The sequence below is a fragment of the Candidatus Phycorickettsia trachydisci genome, from assembly GCF_003015145.1.
GTDB classification, from domain to species: Bacteria; Pseudomonadota; Alphaproteobacteria; order Rickettsiales; family Rickettsiaceae; genus Phycorickettsia; species Phycorickettsia trachydisci.
The window spans coordinates 1,268,094-1,292,305 of record NZ_CP027845.1 but is presented as its reverse complement, the minus strand read 5'-3'; the positions used below and the strand labels follow the sequence as shown (position 1 = coordinate 1,292,305).

General features: G+C 33.0%; 19 protein-coding genes and 1 pseudogene. 14 read left to right on the top strand and 6 right to left on the bottom strand.

Features of this window, described 5'->3' with window-relative positions; all coding sequences use genetic code 11:
- Positions 1 to 36 precede the first annotated feature (36 nt).
- On the bottom strand, positions 37 to 2,385 hold the full coding sequence (locus tag phytr_RS05570; RefSeq protein WP_106874876.1) for an ankyrin repeat domain-containing protein: 2,349 nt from the start codon (positions 2,383 to 2,385) through the stop codon (positions 37 to 39).
- A gap of 149 nt (positions 2,386 to 2,534) precedes the next feature.
- Between phytr_RS05570 and phytr_RS05565 the strand changes: the two genes are divergently transcribed.
- The 3 genes from phytr_RS05565 to phytr_RS05555 are packed head-to-tail and all read left to right on the top strand — an operon-like array spanning position 2,535 to position 7,853.
- Entirely contained in the window at positions 2,535 to 4,115 is a 1,581-nt protein-coding gene (locus phytr_RS05565) for an ankyrin repeat domain-containing protein (protein ID WP_106874875.1), read from the top strand.
- A 3-nt stretch (positions 4,116 to 4,118) separates the two neighbouring features.
- Positions 4,119 to 5,999: an ankyrin repeat domain-containing protein gene (locus phytr_RS05560; RefSeq protein WP_106874874.1), complete on the top strand. Its 1,881-nt coding sequence runs from the start codon at positions 4,119 to 4,121 to the stop codon at positions 5,997 to 5,999.
- 3 nt (positions 6,000 to 6,002) lie between these two features.
- Complete coding sequence (locus phytr_RS05555; protein WP_106874873.1) at positions 6,003 to 7,853, top strand: ankyrin repeat domain-containing protein; 1,851 nt, start codon at positions 6,003 to 6,005, stop codon at positions 7,851 to 7,853.
- Between the two features lie 11 nt (positions 7,854 to 7,864).
- On the opposite strand, the gene phytr_RS05550 is transcribed toward phytr_RS05555, so the two are convergent.
- Positions 7,865 to 8,293, bottom strand: coding sequence for a hypothetical protein (locus phytr_RS05550; protein WP_106874872.1), 429 nt, complete (start codon positions 8,291 to 8,293; stop codon positions 7,865 to 7,867).
- A 109-nt stretch (positions 8,294 to 8,402) separates the two neighbouring features.
- On the opposite strand from phytr_RS05550, the gene phytr_RS05545 reads away from it, so the two are divergent.
- The 4 genes and pseudogenes from phytr_RS05545 to phytr_RS05535 all read left to right on the top strand — a co-directional run bounded on the left by phytr_RS05545 (position 8,403) and on the right by phytr_RS05535 (position 12,550).
- Positions 8,403 to 9,248: an ankyrin repeat domain-containing protein gene (locus tag phytr_RS05545; RefSeq protein ID WP_106874871.1), complete on the top strand. Its 846-nt coding sequence runs from the start codon at positions 8,403 to 8,405 to the stop codon at positions 9,246 to 9,248.
- A gap of 255 nt (positions 9,249 to 9,503) precedes the next feature.
- Positions 9,504 to 9,695, top strand: a complete 192-nt coding sequence (locus tag phytr_RS05540) for a hypothetical protein (RefSeq protein ID WP_106874870.1) — start codon at positions 9,504 to 9,506, stop codon at positions 9,693 to 9,695.
- Positions 9,696 to 9,743: 48 nt separating this feature from the next.
- Positions 9,744 to 9,977: pseudogene (locus phytr_RS06545) on the top strand (ISKra4 family transposase); the annotation flags it as partial.
- A 596-nt stretch (positions 9,978 to 10,573) separates the two neighbouring features.
- Positions 10,574 to 12,550 carry an AAA family ATPase gene (locus tag phytr_RS05535; protein WP_106874869.1) on the top strand — a complete coding sequence of 659 codons (1,977 nt, stop codon included), beginning with the start codon at positions 10,574 to 10,576 and terminating at the stop codon, positions 12,548 to 12,550.
- Positions 12,551 to 12,657: 107 nt separating this feature from the next.
- Here the strand turns inward: phytr_RS05535 and ltrA are convergent, their stop codons facing one another.
- Both ltrA and phytr_RS05525 read right to left on the bottom strand, forming a co-directional pair.
- Positions 12,658 to 13,896 carry a group II intron reverse transcriptase/maturase gene (gene ltrA, locus phytr_RS05530; RefSeq protein ID WP_106874743.1) on the bottom strand — a complete coding sequence of 413 codons (1,239 nt, stop codon included), beginning with the start codon at positions 13,894 to 13,896 and terminating at the stop codon, positions 12,658 to 12,660.
- 837 nt (positions 13,897 to 14,733) lie between these two features.
- On the bottom strand, positions 14,734 to 15,087 hold the full coding sequence (locus tag phytr_RS05525) for a Tn3 family transposase (protein ID WP_106874868.1): 354 nt from the start codon (positions 15,085 to 15,087) through the stop codon (positions 14,734 to 14,736).
- Positions 15,088 to 15,409: 322 nt separating this feature from the next.
- On the opposite strand from phytr_RS05525, the gene phytr_RS05520 reads away from it, so the two are divergent.
- Together phytr_RS05520 and phytr_RS05515 are read left to right on the top strand one after the other, a co-directional pair.
- Positions 15,410 to 15,787 carry a hypothetical protein gene (locus phytr_RS05520; protein ID WP_106874867.1) on the top strand — a complete coding sequence of 126 codons (378 nt, stop codon included), beginning with the start codon at positions 15,410 to 15,412 and terminating at the stop codon, positions 15,785 to 15,787.
- 149 nt (positions 15,788 to 15,936) lie between these two features.
- The gene (locus tag phytr_RS05515; protein WP_158706890.1) at positions 15,937 to 17,067 is read left to right on the top strand and encodes a Fic family protein; all 1,131 of its coding nucleotides are present in this window, start codon (positions 15,937 to 15,939) and stop codon (positions 17,065 to 17,067) included.
- 390 nt (positions 17,068 to 17,457) lie between these two features.
- Here phytr_RS05515 and phytr_RS05510 read toward each other — a convergent pair whose 3' ends face one another.
- Complete coding sequence (locus tag phytr_RS05510; RefSeq protein WP_106874865.1) at positions 17,458 to 18,102, bottom strand: recombinase family protein; 645 nt, start codon at positions 18,100 to 18,102, stop codon at positions 17,458 to 17,460.
- Positions 18,103 to 18,227: 125 nt separating this feature from the next.
- On the opposite strand from phytr_RS05510, the gene phytr_RS05505 reads away from it, so the two are divergent.
- Positions 18,228 to 21,263, top strand: coding sequence for a Tn3 family transposase (locus phytr_RS05505; protein ID WP_106874864.1), 3,036 nt, complete (start codon positions 18,228 to 18,230; stop codon positions 21,261 to 21,263).
- A gap of 71 nt (positions 21,264 to 21,334) precedes the next feature.
- Here phytr_RS05505 and phytr_RS05500 read toward each other — a convergent pair whose 3' ends face one another.
- Positions 21,335 to 22,141 (bottom strand): hypothetical protein, encoded by an 807-nt coding sequence (locus phytr_RS05500; protein WP_106874863.1) that lies wholly within the window; start codon positions 22,139 to 22,141, stop codon positions 21,335 to 21,337.
- A gap of 222 nt (positions 22,142 to 22,363) precedes the next feature.
- On the opposite strand from phytr_RS05500, the gene phytr_RS05495 reads away from it, so the two are divergent.
- From phytr_RS05495 to phytr_RS05480, 4 genes are read left to right on the top strand one after another with little or no spacing between them, the layout of a single operon-like run.
- A complete protein-coding gene (locus phytr_RS05495) occupies positions 22,364 to 22,729 on the top strand; it encodes an IS1/IS1595 family N-terminal zinc-binding domain-containing protein (RefSeq protein WP_106874854.1) in 366 nt (121 codons plus the stop codon).
- Positions 22,719 to 23,078, top strand: coding sequence for an IS1 family transposase (locus phytr_RS05490; protein ID WP_158706887.1), 360 nt, complete (start codon positions 22,719 to 22,721; stop codon positions 23,076 to 23,078). Before phytr_RS05495 ends, phytr_RS05490 begins: the two co-directional genes overlap by 11 nt.
- The gene (locus tag phytr_RS05485) at positions 23,079 to 23,750 is read left to right on the top strand and encodes a tetratricopeptide repeat protein (protein WP_106874862.1); all 672 of its coding nucleotides are present in this window, start codon (positions 23,079 to 23,081) and stop codon (positions 23,748 to 23,750) included.
- A gap of 22 nt (positions 23,751 to 23,772) precedes the next feature.
- Positions 23,773 to 24,198 (top strand): tetratricopeptide repeat protein, encoded by a 426-nt coding sequence (locus phytr_RS05480; protein ID WP_106874861.1) that lies wholly within the window; start codon positions 23,773 to 23,775, stop codon positions 24,196 to 24,198.
- Positions 24,199 to 24,212: the final 14 nt, after the last annotated feature.

The window sequence follows — 24,212 nt, the reverse complement described above, 5'->3', positions numbered from 1 at the left end:
AGCATATATAGCATAGTTTCTCTAAGGCTCCCTATATTAAGCTGGATCATAAGACTCTATAACTTTTTTATCGTCTCCAGATAAATACAAATCCAAAATATTTGCTTCCTCTAAAAAACCTAATATATTTTCTAGCACTCCTTCGTCAAGTTTACCGAATAATTTATTTTGGTTCAGTATAGGTTTAATGAGTTTGCAAATGTATCTAGATGTATCTTTATATATATTCTCTGCTTTTAAAAATAAATTTTCTGTTCCTGCACCTTCAAATTTATCGCATTTAAGAACTTTTTGAGAAAGTTCTAGCCTAGATTTTAAAATTAGGGTTTCTTTTATATCGCCATTTGCTTCAGGTCCAATATTATCCACATATTCTCTAAAAGCACTCTCTAATACCTTTAACAGGCTTTTATCATATTCAAAGATTTTGAGTATATTCATAGTAGCCAGAGGAAAATTGCTAAGATCTTCTAACTCGATTTTTGTAATGTTTGCTAGATTTTTCTTCATGTAGTTAAATAAATTTTCGTATTTACTATTTTCTACAACCTCTTTGTAAGAGCATAATAATTTTACTGTCATCAGATTGCATTTGCTAATAGCTGTATCAAGAACAGTTTCTCCAGAATCGCTTGTTATGTTAACATTTGCTCGTCTTGAGATGAGTAGCTTTACAACGTTATCAAAACCATTTTCAGCCGCTTTATATAAAACCGTTTTACCATGTGGATCTTTTTTGTCAATCTCGGCCCCTTTGTCTAATATCAGTTTTACTAAACCTTCATCTGGATGGTGATGAGACTTTATAGCTAAATGTAAAGAAGTTTGGCCATCATCACCTGATGTATTAACATCTGCACCCTTATTTATTAAAAAGCTTGCTACTCCGATGTTATCGACGTCTTTTAAGGAATCGCTATGCCAATAACTTTGTTTAAATAAGCTTTTTAAAACTAAATTTAGAGGTGTGTAACCCTCATTATCCGGTGCATTAATATCAGCACCCTTATCAATTAAAATACTCACTATATCTTCATCTATATAAGCAGCAAGATGCAAAGAGATACTTCCCTTATGATCTTTTAAATTAACATCTACTTCTTTAGATAATAGAATTTTTGCTGTCTGGCTTCTATTAAAACGATAACAACGTAAAGCAAGATGTAATGGAGTAGAACCATCGTTGTTAACGCTATTGACTTTTGCTCCTTGGTTTATCAGTAACTCAGTCACCTTATCTCCTCCATAAAGCTTCGCAGCTAGATGAAGAGGAGTATTACCATCTTTATCCTGAGCATTGACGTTGGCACCATTGATTAACAATAATTCTACTTGATTTTCTCTATTATCTTCTACAGCCCGATGCAAAGGAGTCTTACCACAACTGTTTTTAATCTGAAAGTCTGCGCCTTTACTTATTAATAACGGTATTAATTCTTCGCTGCGATAAGATATACGGCATTTAGCCGCTAAGTGGATAGGAGCATTACCATAATATTCATTTTGCTTATTAATATCAGCACCTTTATCAATTAATAAGCCCACTACATCCACGTCTCCATTCAGAGCAGCTCGATGTAAGGGGATATCCCCATCTTTTCTTGCAATATTAACCTCTGCTCCATGATTTATTAAAAATTCTATTAGTTCTTTAACGCAAAAATTTCCTGGCCTATAAAGAGTGGTTGCTAAATATAAGGGGGTGTTACCTCTTTCATCTCGGGCGTTAATATCCATACCTTTTTCTAATAAAAACTTTATTACCTCTTCATTTTTTCCTTCTACTGCACAGTGCATAGGCGTTTGCTCCTCTTTGTTTTTGATATTAATATCTACCCCATTAGACATCATATGGTTAGTTAATAATTTAACAGCTTTTATGTGACCTTTTAATGAGGCTAAGTGTAGTGGTGTTTGTCCTTTATAATGATTTTTAATAGTAGTATCAGCACCCTTACTTAAAAGAAATTGTATTGTATCCAGACGATCATATTCAGAAGCTGCTTGCAAAATGGTGTCACCTTCATAAATTACAAGATTAATATTCTCTTCAGTTGCCAACATTTCAACTATATCCGTATGACCATTTTGCGCTGCTATGTATAATGGGGTTATAGATATATCATTCTTGATATCAGTCTCAGCACCTTGCTCTATCAAAAATTCGACTACCTTCTTATAACCGTTTAACGTAGCTAAATGTATAGGTCTCATACCACCCTCATATTCAACATTTACATCTACATCGGAGCCTAAGTATTCTATTGAAGCATCTTGCAATTCTTCTAAGGTCATGCAATAGCCTTCTTGTTGCACTATCAACATCTGCGTTAATTTATCACCCGAACACAAGGCTTTTAATAATTCTTCATTTTCTTCAGTCATATTTGCTTTGGTATAGCTTAATTAATTATATTTTAACCAAAAAATAATAGATTACAAATAAGCATCTATTTAAATATTACTATAATATATTGTTTTTATTAATAATTTTATGCTATTGTAGAATATAATAACTTTAATATCCAAAAATTATGTATAGATTGATGGTAAGGAGTTATGATTCTCCTTTACGCGCAGCTGTAAAAACAAATAATCTAACTGAAATTCAAAAATTATTAGAAGAAAGTGATGATATAAATGATGATATTGGCCAAAAGGATAAATATGGTCATAATGCTTTGCACTTAGCAGCTTTACATGAAGATCATAGGGCTTTAGAGCTTCTCTTAAATGCTAAACCTAATAAAAAGATAGTTAATGCTGGAGATGAATATGATAACAAACCTATTCACTTTGCTGTACGAGAAGGCTGTGTACGTAGCATTGAGCTTTTATTAGATCATGGAGCTGATATTGACGCTATGAATCCTAAAGAACAAATGGCGATACATTTAGCCGCTAAAGATAATAAGTTTGATGCAGCAAAGCTATTAGTAGACCGAGGAGCTGAGCTAGAATGTGGTGATACTGAATATAATACTCCAATGCTTTTAGCAGTCAAGAATCAATCAAAAGAGATTGCCAAACTTCTCTGGGATAACAAAGTTAGAGATTCAGATATTCCTTTTTTGATTATACGTAATTATGCTTACCTAGACATTTTTAAACTTTTTCTAGAAAATTCTACTCCTGAGGATATGTATGAATATCTAGATCTTTCAATAAGATGGGAGCGGAAAAAAATAATAGAACTTGTATTTCAAAAATTCCTATTGGCTATTGAGCATGAAATATTTAAGTTTACAACTCCTTTAATTAAAGCTGCAGAGAGAAAAAATTATGGAATTGTAGAACTTTGTATAAAAAATGGGGCTAATGTTAACGCAAAAAATTCACAAGGTAAAACATCTATAGATTTCCTTATGGACGATTCATCTGAGAAAGCCATGGAGAGTGTTGCTGTGATACTTAGTACTGGAGTTGCCCAATTAACAGAACAGAATATAGAATTTTATGTTAAAAATTTTGAAGTACTTTTGCAGGCTGATTATGGCCTTTTAGCTGGTGCTTACATTTTCTCTCATATTAGCCATCACTACGATTCGCAAAAGCATATTGTTGATGATTTAGCTCTTAAGTTATCTGGTGAGTCCAAAAAAATGAGTGATTATTACAAACAAAGAGAAATTCCACAAGAAATAGATCATAAATTATTTTTTTATTTAAATGATTACATTTTGTCTGTTAATAGATCAAAACTGATACTTAAACAGACTAATCCTCTCGTATATAATCCATTGAGTAGCCTTTTACCTCAAATAGAAAGTCTTAAACAAACTTTAACAAATAAGGTAACAAACGCTATAAGCACAAATTTTATTGAATTACCAGAAAATAAATTGCATAAAATTTGTCAAGGTATTTTTTTACAAGACGTACTTAATTATTTTGCTTGCCCGAAAGATTCTACTACATCTGTTAACAAAGGTTTTAAAGACATTTTATGTGAGCTATTCTCTTATTTTGGCCCTAAGGATTTGGAAGAATTTTACAAAATCAGCCAGGGTTCTATGTATAAAGAAGAAGATACTGAGCATGAAGCTAAACGCGTTAAATTAGAAACCGAGGACGTTAAAACATCAGGAGAGTTATTAACTGATCAAGTGGCATAAGTTATGGATAAAATATATATTAAGGATTATAGATTACATAAAGCTGTCAAGGCAAATAATTTGGATGAAATTCATCAATTATTAGCAGAGAGTGATTGTATAAGCGATGATATTGGCCAAAAGGATAGATATGGCCATAATGCTCTTCATTATGCTGTTTTGCATGAGGATGGTAATGTATTAGAGCTTCTCTTAAATACCAATCTTGATAAGGAAATCATCAATGCGGGAGATGAATATGAAACTACTCCTCTCCATTTTGCTGTGCGTGAAGGTTGCTTGCATAATATTGGATTGCTTTTAAAACATGGCGCTAATATTGATGCAAGGGATTGTAAAAATCAAACAGCTTTGCATCTAGCTTCTAAAGATAATAATTTGTTTGCAGCAAAATACTTGTTGGATAATGGGGCTGATAAAGTACCTCGCGACTGTAAGGAGGATATCCCCATGTATTTAGCAGTCAAAAATGGCTCTAAGGAGACTGCAAAATTACTTTGGGATTATAAAGCATCAAGTTGGGCAGTTTATGATATGATTATAAATGACAATCCGTTGATGGACTTTTTAGAGCTTTTTTTAGAAAATTCTAACGAACATAATCGTGCACATTTTTTACATGCAGCAATCAAGCAAGATAAGCTTGATGCAGTCAAACTTATATGTCAAAAGTCCTCTCCTCCTATTAAAGGTCTTTATGATGATCCCTTATTTGATGCCATAAAACAATCAAGATATGACATTGTAAAATTTTTTATAGAGAATGAAATTAATATATATAATAAAGATCAAAATCGTGATACGGCTTTACATTTAGCCGCGGAACAGGATACTAAATTAGTAAGCTGGTTTTTACAACCAGATTTAATTAATGCTAAGGGTTGCAATGGCCAAACTCCATTGCATGTAGCTCTAAAAAAACGGCATTTTAGTCATGAAGTAATAAAACTACTACTTGAAAATGATGCAGATGCTTGCGCTGTAGATAATTTTCATAGCGCTCCGATTCATTGTTTCATCAGGAGTATATCTAATGAAGATTATTCTAAAAATGGAATTAAAAAAATAATAAAACATCTAGTCCTCCATGGTGCAGATATTAATGCAAAGGATCTCGGAGGAAAGACACCTTTGGATTTGACAATTTATAGTCCTTATTGGAAAGGGACAATTAATACATCAGCTTCGATATTAAGTACGGGACTTGTTAACTTAACAGAACAAATCGTAGAATTAGATAAGCAAAAGATTGGTGCGCTTTTGCTAGCTGAAGACGGGATACTAGCTGGAGCATATATCCTTGCTATAGTTAGAGAGAATTATGATTGTAAGTATATAGAATATCTGTCTTCCAAATTATCTGAAAAAGCACAAAAGTTGATTAATGATTTAAAGCAGAAGGTTATACCAGGTAGAATAGATTATAGATTGTTTGACGAATTAGATGATTGTTTGTGGTTTATTCAGAGAGCTAATCTGATTAGTAAAAAAATAAAAATTGATAATCCTCTTAGTCCTTTGTTGCCTCATGTAGAAAAATATAAATGCATGTTAACAGATAAAGTTGCGTATTCGATAAGCTCGAATTTTGTTGCGTTGCCAGAAAGTAAACTTAGTAAAATCTGTAATGGTATTTTTTTGCAAGATTTACTTAATTATTTTGCTAGCCATAAAGATTCTACCGCATCTATTAACAAAGGTTTGAAAGACGTGTTATGTGAGCTTTTTTCTTATTTTGGTCCTAAGGATTTGGAAGAATTCTATAAAATTAGCCAAGGTTCTATGTATAAAGAAGAAGATGTTGAGCATGAAGCTAAACGCGTTAAATTAGAAACTGAAGGTCTTAAAGTATCAGGAGATCTATTAACTGATCAATTGGTATAAGTTATGAATAAAAGAAAAATATACCTTGAAGATTATAGATTACATGAAGCTGTAAAACTCAATGATATACCTGAAGTTAAAAGGCTTCTAAGAAAAGGGTCTTTCCTAGGTTTAAGGGATAAAGATGGAAGAACTCCTTTACATTATGCAGCCTTACACGAAGATTCGAAGGCTTTAGAAGTATTATTAGACACTAATCCTGGCGCTAAGATCCGCGAAGCATACGATAAAGAAGGAAATAACTCTTTAGGTTTAGCCGTGCAGAAAGGTTTATCCCGGAATGTTGAGATGCTTTTATCAAAAATTGATACGCGAATAGTATTTTACGCCAAGAGAGATGCGTTACATTCTGCAGCTATGGCAAATCAACCTGAAATATTATCATTACTAGCTGGCAAAGATGTTGATATTAATCATAAAAATTCTCAAGATAATACACCTTTGCATGAAGCAGTCAAAGTTGGAGCTGTAGAAGCTATAAAAAAGCTGATTGAACTAAAGGCAAACCTCACTGCAAAAAATGGAGAATATAAAACTCCGCTACATATAGCGATCGAAAAAGGTCGGGCGGAGATTATAACATTACTTTTAAATAAGGGATCAGAATTTGAACAAGAAAAAAGCGAAATGCCTAATTTAGTGATTTTACATGATGCAGCAGAGCGGGGAGATTGCAATATAATAAGGTGCATATTGCAAAAATCACCTGAATTGGTCAATCTTACAACATGGACACATGATACCCCTATAGTTCGTGCTATTGAGCATTACCAGTACGATGCTGTAAAATTGCTTCTAGAGTTTGGTGCTAATTATCATTACTACAGAGGTACTATTCTGCATTGCGCTGTAAGTAAAGGTCGAATAGAAATAATAAAATTAATTTTAGATAAGTATCCTCAATTTATTAATGAAGTTGACGAATGTGGTTGTACACCTTTGTATTATGCTATAGATAATCTTAAAGTAACAGAATTGCTTATTGCACGAGGTGCAGACGTAAATATAGCAAATAAATATGGCAATACACCTTTGCATTATGCAATAAAGCAAAAAAGCTTGAGCTACTCAGTTGATGCAATATTACATGTTTTAGAAATAATGGAAACACTAATTAGTTCAGGAGCAGACATCAATGCTAAAAATAAAAAAGGCGATGTGCCAATGAATATGGTTCTGGAAGCTGATAAGTGGGGCAAAAAGATTCCGCCTGTTATCCTATTATGCAATAAAGAAGCAGAAATCGACCTTGCCAGTAGTGGGATGAGAAGGTTTTTTATTAAAAATACTGCTGAAATCTTAAAGAGTAAGGGAGGCGTATTAGCGACTTTACGTATTTTAGATGCATTTAATGCTTTAACAGAAGATCAAAAAGATTTAGAGTTTACTGAAAAATTATCAAAAGCTTTATCTGGCAGAATTTCAGGATTAAATAAATTCCTAGAACAAGAAATTAAAGATTTACCGACTAGGGATAATATTTTTATATTTGGAGATTTACATGAATGGCTAGATTCTTATTTTAAAGGTATTGCGATTAGCAGCAAGATAGATGTTCCGCCTGAATTTGAAAAAACGTTATTAAATATCAAACTCTTTAATCAAGCAGCAGCAGAAAAAATTGCTTGTGATATAAGTTCAAATTTTTGTGCTCATGAACAAGTAATGCATACAGGTATTTTTTTAGATAATGTTATGGATTATTTTAGCTCCAATGAAGCTTACAAAGAGATTTTGTCAGAGATTTTTTCATATTGTACTCCTGATGATTTAGAGGAATTTTATATAATGAGTCAAAAAGGGGTTGAGATTGTTGCAAAAGAAAATAGTAATTCGGAGATGATTTTGATATAAATAAGTTTATTTTAAGCCTCTTGAGGATTATCTTGTCCTAGTTCTTTAAATACACCAATTAACTTAGCTGGATATATTCCAGAACCAAGGCATACGTTTTGGCACTCAAAAGGTACCTCATGAGTTATATATACATATGGTATTATAAGACCAGTGTAAGAAAAACCTCCTACCAATTCTCTTAGAGTAGGTATAACTCCAGGCTTTGTAGCATCTCCACGTTGAAGCTCTTTGTGTATAGCAATGATTTCTTTAAAGCTATCATGTTCTATGAAAATTTTTATCGTCTCGTAACAAAAAACGTGGTAATTATGAAAGTGCAAATTTGCTACTTCCATCATTGCTGTAATTAATCTCTCTTCCAGCACCGAAGGATATATATGATTTTGCCTTATTTTGATCCTATTTTGGGGGCAAGGTTTGCTTTTTCCAAGGAGCATAATTTTTACCTATTACAATTCTATATTATATCAAAATTTTTATAAAAACTTTAGCTTAATTCGTAATTTAAAGCTATAATTTAAATAAGTCCCTTTTGAAATTTGGCACATGACCCCAGAAGAAACTGATATATTTAACTCTATTATTGAAGATTGCAAAGAAATACTACCATTTCTAGAGGAAAACAAAGAGGTTTTGCATTTTAGCCCTTTGAGGATGAAAAAAATTATAGCTCTTGAAGGCTTCTCTGATGATTATAAAGATTATTATAAAATAGGTAAAGCTTTTAAAGATTTGGATATTGCTCTGTTCAATGCAAAATATAAATTACTTCAAAAAGATCAAGTAAATTATATCGGGAGCATTAACCCTTTTGCACATTTAACCCAATGGATAAAATCTTGTGAGCCAAAACTTAAAGAGTTTTTTACATTAAAACAATCTCAAAATCCTAATTACTTTCGTTATCGCAGTAATTTAGATGAAATAGAGAGCGCAATAAGAGAAAAAGACATAGATTTAGTTAGAGAGCTTTTAGAAGAAGATGAATCGTTGATCTATCGCTGTAACGTGGATGAGTGTTGTCCTATACATTTTTGTGCTAAAGAGGGTAATGCAGAAATAATGAAAATGCTAATAGAAGAGTTTGGAGGTGATGTGAATAGTAAATCTGGAGATTTTTACACACCTCTTCATTTGGCAGCCAAAAAAGGTAATATATCCTGCTTAATAGAACTATTAAAACATGGAGCTGACACCTCTCAAACAAATGTTATAGGCAAGGATGTAATAGATTTTTTAGCTGAAAATAATGATCATTTAAAGTATGTTCTTAGCCTTGCGCCTGATGAGGCTACATTTGAACTTCAATATAAAGACGGAGATTTAAAAATTGTAGGTGATCGTGGCATAAAAATCAGTGAACATATATTTGTGGAACTGTCAGATTCATAATACCCCTTGCATATGTTGTTTAGCCTAAGTTTTGAACTAGGCTTTGCTCTTCCTTGATAATTATTTCAGGATCAATTTATTAATTTTTATATCCGCAAAAATATTTTTCTGTGATTAACCCCGCTTCCTCTCTAATTTTAAATCCGCTTCTTTTTTATTCAGAACTTGGTTAATAAGAAAGAACTACACTCAACTATGCTATTGAGAATTTTGGCTGTGAATTTTATGGCCCTTTATTTATACTGTAGTTATAAGATGATCGAGGCCATTCAAAAGTGGTTTCATATTACGATGAGGATAACAGTAATGAACCAAATGCTTAGTGTTCTATCTGATGACTGCTGGGATCAGTTATCTAAGCAATTAGAAAGTATAAAGTGGAATATATGGCATGGTAATGTTAGCAAAGCCTTAGACAAAATAGAGTCATTCTCTGAAGATTGTTAAGAAGAAGGATTAGACAAAGGCAGCAAAAGATAATGGAAATATGCAGATGAATTTTAGACTTACATAAAATCAAACAGCTGCTATATTACTAATTATGCAGAAAGACACAGATATGGTGAAATCATTTCTACAGCTTTTGTAGAAGCCGCAGTTAATGAGGTAATTAGTAAAAGAATGGTTAAAAAGCAGCAAATGAGATTGACGCAGGAAGGAGCTCATCAGATGATCCAAGTCAGAACTGCTAGGCTGAATGATGACCTAAGGGATCAATTTTGTCGATGATATCCAGGTATGAAGAATGTTAATGATAACCAAGTATTACGAAGTGTTGCATAATATAATTATAGTTTTGAGAGATCAAGCATCTGTTAGATTTGACTATTTTGGTTGTTAAAAAACCATAACCTTAAAGGGATTAAAGATGTTATATTTAGTCTGAGAGTTAAGGAATATACATGCAAGAGCGTCAACCAAAAATCTCTGAGAATCACTTGACAAATTCAAGTCAGTTATATCAAACGAAATGGTTCTGTCGCATCTGCAAAAAAAACATAAGAAATTCTGATAATTTTTGCTCCTGAAGTTGGCATAACGTCGTTATAATTTTTTACAAAATTTTGCAGATGCGACAGAACCAGCTAGCAAACTTGATTACCCACCGCTGTAATGTAGCATGATCTATCCCCCTGATAATAGTCCATTTCTTCTAAATCACGATAACTTAGGAAAATTAAATAATTAGAACTTTATTTTACAAAATGCGTTGCCTTGAATTATACGAAACATACATGTTATAATTGCGACACATGCTAATTTTAGTTTGTTTCTTAAAATAGTTTGCTGTACCTTTTAAGAATAGTGATTAGAGATAAATAAGAATGATGAAAAGAGCACTAGAGCAAAACGAGAAAGATGTAGAGAGGGAACCTCCAACTAAAAGAGAAAAAACGTCTCCTAAATTAGGAATATACTGTGGTGGTGGTTTTGAAAAATTAGTAACAGAAAGTAGTATCTTTGTTGATAAAAGCTTGTTTATTGAAGAAATAATGAATAGCAAAGATGCGGTGACTCTTATAACTATGCCAAGACGTTGGGGTAAATCATCAAATCTTGAGATGCTTAAGAAGTTTCTTGAAATTCAAGTTGATGAGAATGGGAGGGTAATTAAAGATAAAAAAGAAACTTTAAACTATAAGCTTTTTGCTGGTGGTAAAATTCAAATTAAACAAGGCTTTACAGACCAGATTATAACTATCAAAACCTCAAAATTAATAGAAAAGATACCTGAAGCGTTAAATTATCAAGGACAATATCCAGTAATATCGATAGACTTTAAAGATTGTAAAGGTAGTAATGCTAATGATATCAGATCCAAATTATATACTAATATTATTGAAACAGTTAGAAATTTTAGTTATTTGAAAGATAGTGAAAAATCTTATAAGGAAACCACGGTTGGCTTAGAATATAAAAAGCTTTTAAATAAAAAACAAACTGATAATTTTAATACGATTATAAAAGATTTATGCTCATTACTTCATGCTTATCATCAAAAAAAAGTATGGGTATTAATTGATGAGTATGATGCTGCTGCAAATCAAGCCTACAGAGAATTTAGTAGTGAATCAGCTAAAGTAGTAACAGAATTATTCAGAGGTATTTTTGAGGCTAGTTTTAAAGGAAATGATTATTTAGAAAAAGGCCTACTAACTGGAGTTCAGTACATTGTACAAAGTGGTATGCTATCTGGTGTAAACAACCTCTCCAAATATAACATAACAAATAAAAAGTATAGTCAATATTATGCAATAAACCCAGAAGAAATGGATCTGCTATTAGAGCATTTTTCAATAGAAGAACCTAACAGCTCTAAAATCAAAGATTGGTATAATGGTTATCAAGAAAATATAGGGAGTGATGAAGAAAAAAGTTTTATAGATAAGTATAATATTTGGTCAGTTGTTAATTACCTTAATAGACAGGATGATGGCTTCAAGTCATATTGGGAAAAGAGTGGTAGTATTGACTTCATCAGTCATTTGTTTAAGAAGCAAGAATTTAAAGAACAAATAGAGTTATTAGTAAGTGGTGGAAGTGTTCATATCAGCTCTTTAAAAGAAGATTTTACAGTCGATGATTTCAACACATTAAAAGAAATAACTAGCACAGGTAATAACTCAAAGATAAACGTCCTTGGTTTAGAGTTAATATTTTCTTATTTCTTTATTACAGGTTATCTAACTATCGTAAAAGAAAATCCTACTAAATATCAATTACCAAACAAAGAGATAATTAAAGAATTTGGAAAGAAAATCGAAGAATACTATAAAACGATATTTAACATTGATACTAGGAAATTCTTAGACCTTACTGATATACTAAGTAAAGTATTTGATACAGAAGCGCTTCAAGAAATTAAATCGATTTTTAAAGATCAGTTTGCACCAACTTTAGCTGATTTAATCAGAAACGTAAGTTTATACACACAAACCAGTACTACAATAAAAAATAGCGGCTTATTTGCTAATGAAGATTTAATGCACTCATTATTAAATAATATAGTATTGCAGGTGGTTAATAGTAAGTTTGCTAGCGAAAGATATACTACAAAACCAGATGGTACAAAAGGTAGAGCCGATATAGTGATTGAAAAAAACAATATTGGTGTGCTGATAGAGATGAAGTATAACGGCATCGCTGAAGAAGCTCTTAGACAATCAAAAGACTATGAAAGACTTATAGACGAAAGCGCAACAAAGATATTTATAGGTTGTAATATCTCTAGTGAACAGAAGGTCATATTATCAGGAGAGATAGTAGGGAATAGTGAAACAATATCATTTGAATATCCATAGTTGTCACAACTTGATTTCATAATAAGGCTGGGTGAGTAGGCCAGCAGAACTTCCCCGCTAGCCCCTCGCAGAACAGTGCATGAGCTTCTCAACTCACACTGCTCCCATTAGATAACCACAAATCCTTTGCTTTGATACCAATGTGCAAACAATTTTGGATCATTTTGAGCTATTTTCTCAATGTATTGAATAGCTTTTATTTTATGTCCTTTGAGCCTCAGATACTTTCGCATTGCCCATTTGATTAGAATAGAATTAAAGTATCTTGCAATAGGTTTTAATGCCTCAGGGGAATATTTCCCAAAATAGTTAATCCATCCTCTTAGGACTGAATTAAAGTTTTCAGAGATTCCTTCCAAAGACAAATCGCTACGCAAGTGCCACTTATAACTCTTAATTTCTTGTCGTATTGCTTGAATAGATTTCTTACTTATGGCTGGAGTAAATCCTATAAATAAACAATTGTCTTTACAGTTATTCACCAGCCTTGGTTTGAATGTGTATCCTAGAAAGTCAAAGACCTTGTTAGAATATTCCTTATTCTTTACTTTACAACAGATAATTCTCGTTTTATCTGGATGCAATTCTAACCCACATTCTGCAAAGCGTTGTTGCAAATTTTCCAACAATTTCTCTGCTTCTGCAAGTGTATTGCAGTGTACCAAGCCATCATCAGCATATCTACACCAAGGTAATTGAGGATATTTTCTGCTCATCCATATATCAAATACATAATGAAGAAACAAATTGCTTAAAATAGGGCTTATTACTCCACCTTGTGGGGTGCCTTTGGTTCTAGCATTGCTAGTTCCATCTGGCATCACAATAGGAGCTTTAAGCCATCTTTCAACGTAAAGTATTACCCATTTATCATTCGTATGCAGCTTCACAGCTTTCATCATCAATTCATGAGATATGTTATCAAACAGCCCCTTTATGTCAAACTCTAGTACCCAATCGTACTTCCAGCACCTTTGGCGTGTAATTCCGATTGCATCTAAAGCCGACTTATTAGGCCTATACCCATAAGAATCATTCAAGAAACAAGGTTCTATCTCTGGTTCCAGTATGAGTTTTACGACCATTTGGGCTATTCGATCAGATACAGTTGGTACACCTAATATTCTTTGGCCTCCCGACTTCTTTGGTATGGCTACCGCTTTAACAGGCGGAGGAAAGTAACTTCCCGAAGACAACCTGTTCCATAATTTGTAAAGATTGTCTTTTAGTTTCACCTCAAAATCAGAAATTGATTGCTCATCTAGCCCAGCAGCTCCAGCATTAGCCTTCACATGCTTGTAGGCTTTGAATACCAAATCTTTAGGTATATTAAATGGTTTTGTCATCTCTCAATAATTCCTTCTTGTTACAGTTGATTATCAACATTGACTATCTAACTGAGTCCCTTCGCTCCATTTTCATTACAAAGACTTCAACACTACTACGAACTCATCCGCCCTTGTGCTTTGCATCGGTACTCTCATCCTTGTAATTTTAGTTACTTGGATTTCTCCCTTATCATCAAAACGACAAATTCCCGCAGTTCCATAAGAGAGCCTAAATTAGAATCACGCCTTCTCCACACCGAACACCACCTACCCAACGTCCAGAGTTGCCGATAGGTTTATCCCAAAAGAATGAGCCGCCTTTGGTTTTGATGTTATACTAGCAACCTTACGATGCGTCATCGAAGGTTCACTTACGTTCGTCTTTCTAATCCATACCTCGCCAGCTCATGCTGACTTTCCTCATGCGCTCACGACCATTACTCTTAATAACAGCCGCCCAAGGTGGTTTGAAGGCAATTTCTGGTAATCGACTTCGGCAGACCTACTGCCATCTCTCCCATAGCTTCGCTACGGCACACGCTCAGTTTATGTGATTCTATAAAGTAATAAATTCAAAGAAAGTATGAGAGAATCTGATCTTATACTGTGAGATTCACAGACATTGTTTCAACTTTTTAATAGCAGAAAGTCTGCGATAGCCAGGTGCTAAAATTTCTTCTTTGTGAGGATCATATTTGCTACTTAGGGTTCAGGGGTGCAAAGGTACGTAACGCGCAATAGGGTATCTGAAAGTTAACGTAATTGATATATTTGGACTAAGATTTTGCCCCATAGCTATGAAAGTCTGATTGGGAACAAAAAGTTTACTTCTATTGCCAGAATTATCTCTAAGAATCATGAAGTAGCTTTGGTAGGCAAAATTCCACACGAGTCCCTCATCTTTTCTTCTGAAAAATCATACTCACCAAGCATATTAATATGTGCCCATGACATTGGGGAGTGACTTTTAATAGCTTCTACTATTCTGGTCTGTAGCGTAACATCAGATTTTTCAATTTGTTTTTCTAAATACATGTAATTCCAGCATATGATGGAGTTTTTGATTAAACGATTACAACCTTCGGCAATTTCTTGTTCTTCTTTAGTACCAAAAACAAATTCTTTTGGATTACCTACTGCTACAGCTCGTGAAAAGCGGTTTGATAACTCTACTTTGGGTCCAGCGGGACAAAGGAACGAAACGCGCAATAGACTAAAATAATTACAAGGTTATTAGACTAAAATCGCAATGAAGGCTTCAATATAAGTTTTTAAGCTTATTTTAATAGGCTAAGAGAGGTTTTATTCCTAAATCATAAGAAAACATAGCAGTGCAATAAAAATATGCGTAAAACTAGAAAATGATTCATTTACCGAAGTTACGGCATGTTTTTTGACTAAATTTGGTAGGTAATACGATACCTTCTTTCCTGCTACTCTCTCAAGATATAACAGAAATCCTATTGCGCGTTTCGTTCCTTTGTCCCGCTGGACCCTAACGTCAGGATGTATATTATATACTCATTGGGGCATGTGCACCTCAGAAGAAGTGACAAATAACCCTTATAAAGGAGCAATAGTTCTACCCAAAACAAAATATTGTCTGAAACCGGAAGAAAGACTGACGCCAGAAGAAGAGATTGAAAGCAAACGCAAATGCTTTATGGTCGAAAGAAAAATTTCAGAAAAACACAACTTTATAAAAACACACATGATAGTTGAAGATATAATAGCAAGAGAACAAGGTATTCCTAATTATTCTAGCGAATTTTTAATCAGTAAAGGAGATAATCAACTTACATTAAATTTGGCTACATCATTAATATCCGTAGAATTTCATCCAGACACTGTAGCAGCCCGAATGGTTCATGAGCTTAACGGACTGTTTGATGGAATAGAAATAGGATAACAAATCGCGCTAATTTTCATTCTATATTCATAAAATGATAATTAAATATAGTTTTTCTATATAATTTTCATTATTATATGCTATAATGAAATCATAATAGCTATGACTATGTAAAGTTATCAGTATTTTACCTTAAGATGAAATTATTTATGCGCAAAACCGGGCATTACCAATTATTAGGCGATCTAAAGTATTTCATACCCAACCCCCTCCCTCCTTCAGAGCCTAGCTTAAAACTTAATAGCCAGATTATAGACCTATACGGCCAAGCTAGTTTTGCTTTAGGCAGCTTAAATGAAATGAGCGCTAGACTACCTAATCCAAGCAGTTTTATAAAAGCTTATGTAATAAAAGAAGCTTTACTATCTTCAGCCATAGAAGGTATACATACAACTTTAATTGATGTACTAAGCCTTAAATCAGCTAATATAAAACCCAACAAAGATACTTTATCGGTAGTAAATTATATTGATTCTCTAGAGACTGCTATCAGAATGATCCAAGAAGAAAAATTACCCATTTTAATTCGAGTAATCTTAAAGGCACATGAAGCACTTATGTCAAGCAAAGGCGGCTCTCCAGCTTCTCCTGGTCAATTTCGTAAACAATCCGTACAAGTTGGAAACCTCGTACCACCCCCTGCTCCAGAAATTCCAAGATTGATGAGTGACCTGGAAAAATATATTAATGACAACTCAGATTTACCTCCTTTAATTAAGGCAGGACTTGTGCACGTACAATTTGAGACTATACATCCATTTTTAGATGGTAATGGACGCATAGGCAGATTATTGATAGTCTTAATGCTAATTAATAATCAACTATTAAATCTACCAATTCTATATCCATCTTATTATTTCAAGAAACACCATCTAGACTACTATCAAAAACTTGACAAAGTTCGTACCCAAGGTGATTTTGAAGGATGGATCATATTTTATTTACAAGCAATCAGAGATAGTAGCATAGATGCTCTTAGACGCACTAAAGAAATCGAAAATCTCAATAAGGAGCTTAAAATTATAGTAAGAGAGGATGCTAGCCTTAAAAAAATGCGAGATACTGCAAATCTAGTCTTAGATTTTTTATTTGCAAATCCTATTACTAGTGTGAGTGAAATAAGCAATAATTTAAATAAGGTTTACAATACTGTACATAACATTTTAAAAGTATTTATAAAGCTAAATTTTATATCAGAAAAAATTGTAAATAAAAGAAACAGGATTTATCGTTTTGAACCTTATCTCAATTTATTAGAGAAAGAGTATGACATCATTTAATCAACAGATATTTTATAAACATATGGAACTGCACCCCATGGTTAGGACAGAAAATTCACTAAACTAAGAGAGTCATTTGCAACATCCATGTTCTCAGTCAGCATATTATCTGACGTAAGATTACCCGCTAAAACCTCAGCAGGAGTTTTACCCAATAATCTTATAATTTCTACTTACCCTTTAAAAAATAGAGAACAAGGTGGTGTCATATTTACCCAGCAAATTTAGGAAACATATTGGGGTTCGAAGCAGAGATCCCCGTGGATAAACTAATTGACTTAAAAGCTCATGCATAAGGTTAGGAGAAGGCTTTTTTTCTTATCTAAGGATAGCATATAATTTTGCATAGATTTTGAAGATTTATGGTCCTTAAATTATATTCTTTTTTACTTAGCAAACTAGCTCTTTGATTTTTCTTGATTTGATATATTTATTTAGTGATAGATGATTGGGATAACCAAGATATTTAGCGATTTTTCTTACTGATAAGCCCAATTTTAGTAGTTCCTTCAGTTTATCTATATCTTTGTCAAACTTGCTTTTTTGTATGGTGCCAATAGGTTTTCCAAGAATAACTCCTTTAGCTTTTTTGGCTTTTAAAGCTTCTTTTGTTCTAAGGCTTATAAGATCTCTTTCTAGTTCAGCAAACAAAGAAAAAAATGTCACCATGATTTTAGAATTCATGTCGTATTTTTCATGATTAATGGTCAGGTTTTGCTTTATCACTATAAGCTTTATTTTGGCCTTTAACAGGGCTGCAATCAACTCAATGATTTCTGAAGTACTTCGACCTAATCTACTTAATTCAGTAACAATGATTGTGTCAGCGCTATTTAATTTACTGAGTAGTTCGCTTATTCTTCTTTGTTTAGGTGTTTTTCGAGATGAAATTTGAATTTCTACAAATTCATCTACTTTAAGATTGTTGCTGTTTGTATAAGTCAATATCTCATGACGTTGATTTGTCAAATCTTGTTTGTCTGTTGAAGCCCGAATATAGGCAAAAATTTTGGCATTTGTAGGTGTGTTTACCATAAATCTCTAAAATGGTGTATAAGTAATATAATATGCATATTTATAAGCGAGTGTTTTAAATACATAAAATATATATCATAAAACGACCGTTTAATGCTACACAAAAATTTGAAATTTTTTAGCTAATGTCAACAGGATATAAAAGAATTAAAATTTTAAGTGAAGCTGAGATTCATGATTTATATTCTTTACCTAAGTTTACGCTAGAAGAAAGGGTGGCTTTCTTTTCTTTAAACAAAAAAGAAAAAGCTTTGATTGATAAGATCCCAGATATTCCTTCTCAAGTGCATGCAATACTACAACTTGGGTACTTTAAAGCCAAAGGTAGGTTATTTTCTTTTAATTATGAAGAAGTACAAGCTGATCTTAACTATGTCCTAACCGAATATTTTAGTCTTGAACTTAAGAACAAGAGCATATTGCTCAAAGCTAAAAAAGAAGCAAACAATAAAAGTATACTAGATTTACTAAACTTTAAAGCGTTTGATGAAACAACCCGAGAAGAACTAATAAAACAGGCTTTACTTCTAGCTCGCATTCACGCAAATCATATAGATATTTTCAGAGAGTTATTATCACACATGCAAATAAGACAAATAGTTTTACCAGGTTATACGGTGCTGCAAGATATCATTAGCTTATCAATAAATATGGAACTTAGGCGTATAGAGAGCATCTTACTCAACAGTATTCCTCCAGAAATGCAAGAGTTTTTATCGGACATGCTATACTCAGAGTCTTCAAATTTCTCAACTCTTAAGATTCAGCCTAAAAACTTTAAATATGCTGAATTTAAAAATGAGTCTTCCAAGGCTTTAACATATTCAAAGCTTTATAAAGTATCCTTGCAATTAATAGATCAGCTTGAGATTTCACCTAAATGCGTTAGGTATTATGCCAATATTGCTGAAGGTTATAATATTTATAGGTTAAAAGAAACTAATAAGCACCTTCAAAAGCTGTATTTGATATGTTACATCAAACAACGATATCAACAGATTGTAGATAATTTGGTTACTACTTTCATCCATCACAATAATGGTTTTATCCAGGAAGCTTCTGAGTATGCTCAAAAAGAACTTTTGGATCATACAACCCATTATAATGAAATTTTGCCTAAGGTAAGTAAATTACTAAGGTTCATGGGAGAACAAGATGCAGAAAAGGTTGAACACAAAAGTTTTTGGAAGACGGCTTATGGTATTTTGCCAAAGAAAGAGTATGTACCAACCGCAGATTACATAGCTGGTAAGGCTTTTGATTTCGAAGCTGCTAAGTGGGAATTTTACCTGAAGCATGCAAAACGTATTAAAGCCAATCTTAGGGTATTATTTAAAGCATTAGAGTTTCATAACAACAATACAAAAGGTGAGTTGATAGATGCTATATCCTTCCTAAAACAAACCTTTGAGAAGGGGTTATCTTTGAGTAAAATTGATACCGAGCTATTTCCGGACCAATTTATTCCAAAACATATCAAGAAGTATCTCCGTAATCCAGATAGCCAAAAATTTGTCTACCATCCTGATAAGTATGAATTTTACGTTTACCAATCTATCGTTAAAGAGATCGATAAAGGAAATATTTTTTGCAATGACAGCACCAAATACAAAAGCTTAAGCGCCGATCTTTTATCTGACAAAATATGGCAAAATAAAGAAGAGCTGATCCAAAAGTTAGGATATCCTAATATTGACGTAGATATACTTGAAAAGCTTGAAGAGCTAGAGGAGCGGCTACATGATAAAATTTTGGATGTTAATAAAAAAATCGACAGCAAAGAAAATCAATACTTTAAAATTAAGGAAAAAAACCTTTCAGACATCAAATGGTATTTAACCAACCCCAAAGCTCCCGAAAATGATGAGCACTTTTTCGATGGGCTGCCTAACATTAACATAAGTGATTTGCTATATTTTGTTAATCAGCAAACTAATTTTTGCAGAGCTTTTGAGCACAACAAACCCCGTTATGCTAAACAAAAAGCTGATTATGAAGGAATAGTAGCATGCATTGTAGCTAATGGATTTAGTTTTGGGACTTATCTTATGGCCCAAAGTTGTGATATAAGTTATAGTAGTCTTAGTAATATCGAGAAGAACTTTTTTAGTATAGAAAACTTGAAAGAAGCAAATGACACTATCGTCAACAAAATCGCGGGTTTAAAAGTATTTCGTTCATGGAACATCTTTGCAGATAAACTGCTAGCAGGGGTAGATGGCCAAAAATTTGAGACAAAGATTGACACCATTCAATCAAGGTATTCTTCAAAATATTTTGGGTTAAAGAAAGGTGTTGTAGCATTTAGCATGCTATTAAATCACGTACCTGTTAATTGTAAAATTATAGGAGCTAATGAGCATGAAAGCCATTATGTTTATGATATCATATACAACAATACTGCAGATATTGATCCTGATGTGGTATCAGGTGACATGCATTCAGTCAATAGAGTCAATTTTGCCGCATTAGACTCAATAAGCAAATCATTTATGCCCAACTTCACCAGCCCTGCCGAAGAAGCTAAAAACCTTAAAAGTATTAAGCCTTTGAATTTGTATAAAGGATACATGATTAGGCCTACTAAATTAGCAAACAAAAAGCTAATTATAGAAGAATGGGATAACATACAGAGGATCTTTGTATCTCTTGCAACTCAAGAATCAACCCAAGCTACAATTGTTCGCAAACTATCTTCACATAAAAGATATAGCAGGATCAAAAATGCACTTTGGGAATACGACTCCATATTGAAGAGCCTCTATCTATTAGACTTTATCGATAATGGTATTCTCCGTAGCCAAATCCGCAAAGCACTTAACAGAGTTGAGGCCTATCACCAACTACGCAAAGCCATAACAAAAGTCCATAGTGGAAAGTTCAGAGGCATGAGCATCGTTGAAAACGAAGTATGGAATCAGTGTTCCAGATTCATTGCTAACTCGGTCATACTGTATAATGCAATTATACTAGACACACTCCTTGCAGACCTAGAAACCCAAGGCGACGAGAAAGGCATAAAATATTTACAAAGCATCTCACCTGCCAGGTGGCAACATATTAATTTCATAGGCAAATATGAATTTAGACACGTAAAAAAACGTATCAACATTAATGATATTATCTCTCAGCTTCACGATAATCTGAGGGTGACTATATAACTTGCACCAAATTTCCTAAATGAGTTAGTTTATCAATTGCTTGGATAAATTTCAAAACTCTAAATTTAATATTAGCTTTGAAATTCATAGGGCAGTTCTTCAATCTTACCTAAAATTTCATAATTATCTTTTATGTGCATAACACAAGTGTCAGTAACATCTGCCTTCCACCCCAAAGCCTCAGTAAAGGATGAGTCTGATAAATCCTGCGCTAAAGTAAAATAAAAATCTTCAGGTAAAGATGCCTCACATAGTTTATCCATCATTCCCTTAATTTTCGGCTGAGCCGCCTCCCCTAAAAGAGAGGCTTTATGTCCTAAGTACTTCTGTGCGAGATCAACGTTTTCAGCTTTTATTGCTTTAGAAAAAGGAGTTTCATCAAAAGCACATGGAATAAAGGGATCAGCCTTTAACTCAAGCAGCTTATTGATAACTCGCATACTAGGACAATGTAAAGAGGTTGCATGCATTAATATAGTATTACCCGATTCATCCAAAGCATTAATGTCATCCCTCTTCGTACCTACTATTTTTAATAAGTTATCTGCCCAATCATTTTGTATGCATTCAAGCTTTATATCCTCAATTACTTGGTTAAGGTTATCGTTAAAGTTCTTTACACACATACTCAAAGCTTTAAAGTTTGTAGTATCTTGTTCTGAACGCGCTAGAGCTTTTTCTATAGGTTTGATAAATTTTTGAGCATCTTTTAAATTGACTAGATCAAATTCTGCACTCATGTCATATTCTAGCAACTGGTTTTTGATTTGATTAAGATCTTCTTCTTCAAAATTTAATTTGGTTGTGAAATTCTTTAAATTTTTAAACTCATTTAGTAAACCCTTATAAGCTCCTGGATAATTTTTTTGTCTTAACATAATTATAACCTATTTTTTAAGTATATTTTATTATAGCATGTTATAGTGCAACTTATAAAATATTCTGAATTTAATCGCTGCTAAGAATAAATATGGAACAACCAAGAACTACAAACAGCTTTATCATAAAAGATGTATGCGATCATTGGAAGAATGAGAGTCTTTACATAGAGATAGATAAGTAATAATATAACCATTAGATAACTCAAATGGTATAGTAACATGCAATGCAAAAACTGTTCAGAAAACAAGATTGTCAAGAATGGTAATGTACGTGGTAAGCAAAGATTTAAATGCAAAATTTGTGGCTATAATTTCGTTGAAGGAGATGGAAGAATAAGATATGCAACATCCATCAAAAGAGCTTTTGCAGTAATACTTTATGCCCTAGGTAAAGCATCATATGGTTTTATTGCTAAACTTTTTGGAGTAACCTCACCAGCTGTTTTGAGATGGATAAAAAAAGAAGCAACTACAATCCAAGAGCCTCGAATTAATTCCACAATAAGAAACATAGAATTTGACGAAATGTGGCACTTTATCCAGTCAAAAAAACAAGAAATGGATCATCAAAGCAGTGGATCGTGATAGAAGGAGAACCATTGGATGGGTTATCGGCAATCGTGATGTTAAAACCTTCCGAAGATTGTATGATCAAGTCAAGCATCTAAAGACTTGCATTTTTTATACAGATGATTGGAGTGCTTTCAAACAAGTTTTACCTCCAAAACGTCATGTTGTAGGCAAAGAGCACACCTTGACTATAGAGAGAGACAATAGCAATACTCGCCATCATTTAGGGCGTATGACCAGAAAGACCAAAGTGGTCTCTAAGTCCTTAGAAATGGTAGATATAACCTTAAAAATGTGGTGTGCTTTGACAGATCAGAATATCTTCAAAGTTTTTCAGAGTAGAGCTTTATCTATCTTTATGTAAATACTCTATTCATCTGCTTATCATGAAAAGGGGCGTATTTTTTACGATTCTGGCAAATATGATAAGGCTCTGCAAATGTTTGATAAAGAAATAGAACTAAATCCTTACAGCTCAGATGCTTACCGTAGTAAAGGTTTAGCTTTATCTTTATTGGGTAAGTTTGAGGAGGCAATAGATTCTTTTGATAAGGCTATAAAATTTGATCCTAAGAATATAGATGCTTATTTTAAGAAAGGGTTTGCATTATTTAGACTAGGTAAATACCAAGATACCATAGAATTATGCGACCGTGTTATTGAGCTTGATCCAATGCATTCTGAGGCTTATTATAATAAAGCTTCAGCTTTGTCTAAATTAGGCAAGTATCAAGCATCAGTTGATTCATATAATAAATCTATAGAATTAAATCCTTCGGATGATGGGGCTTATTTTAATAAAGGTATGTCTTTATTTGATTTAGGTAAGTACCAAGAGGCCATAAGGGCATACGATAAGGCGATATTTTTATCTCCTCAAAATCCTCTGGCATATTATTATAAAAGTAGTTGTCTTTATAATCTCAAAAGATATCAAGAAGCGTTAAAAGTTTGTGAGCAATTGATAGATATTAACCCTAAATCCCTTAACGCATATGAATTAAAAATCCTAATTCTAAAAAAATTAAAATCTTAAAACTAATAATTATATCTGATGTATGTTTAAAAAAATCCTATTAATCCTCCAAAGTTTATTTTTTGCATCCAGCGCTCCTGTCGCATCTCATCACAATAGGAACAAGGCGCTAGATTATGTCCAAAAAGGTCTTAGTCTAATGGGTCAAGGCAGGCATGAAGAAGCAATTAAGAATTATGATACGGCAATAGATCTATATCCAAATGATGCTAACTTTTATTATGCTAAAGCGATTATCTTCGGTGAGTTAGAGAAACATGAACGGGTTTTGAGTTATTGTGATAAGGCTATAACTTTAAAGCTAAAAAATTCCATGCCTTACTACAATAAGGCTGTTGTTCTTAGTAATTTAGAGCAAAAACAAGAAGCTCTAGAAGTATGTAATAGACCTACCAATACCTATAAGCTCAAAAATTTTGTCATCACAGTTATGGGTCATACTAATTAGAAAGGAAAAACAAA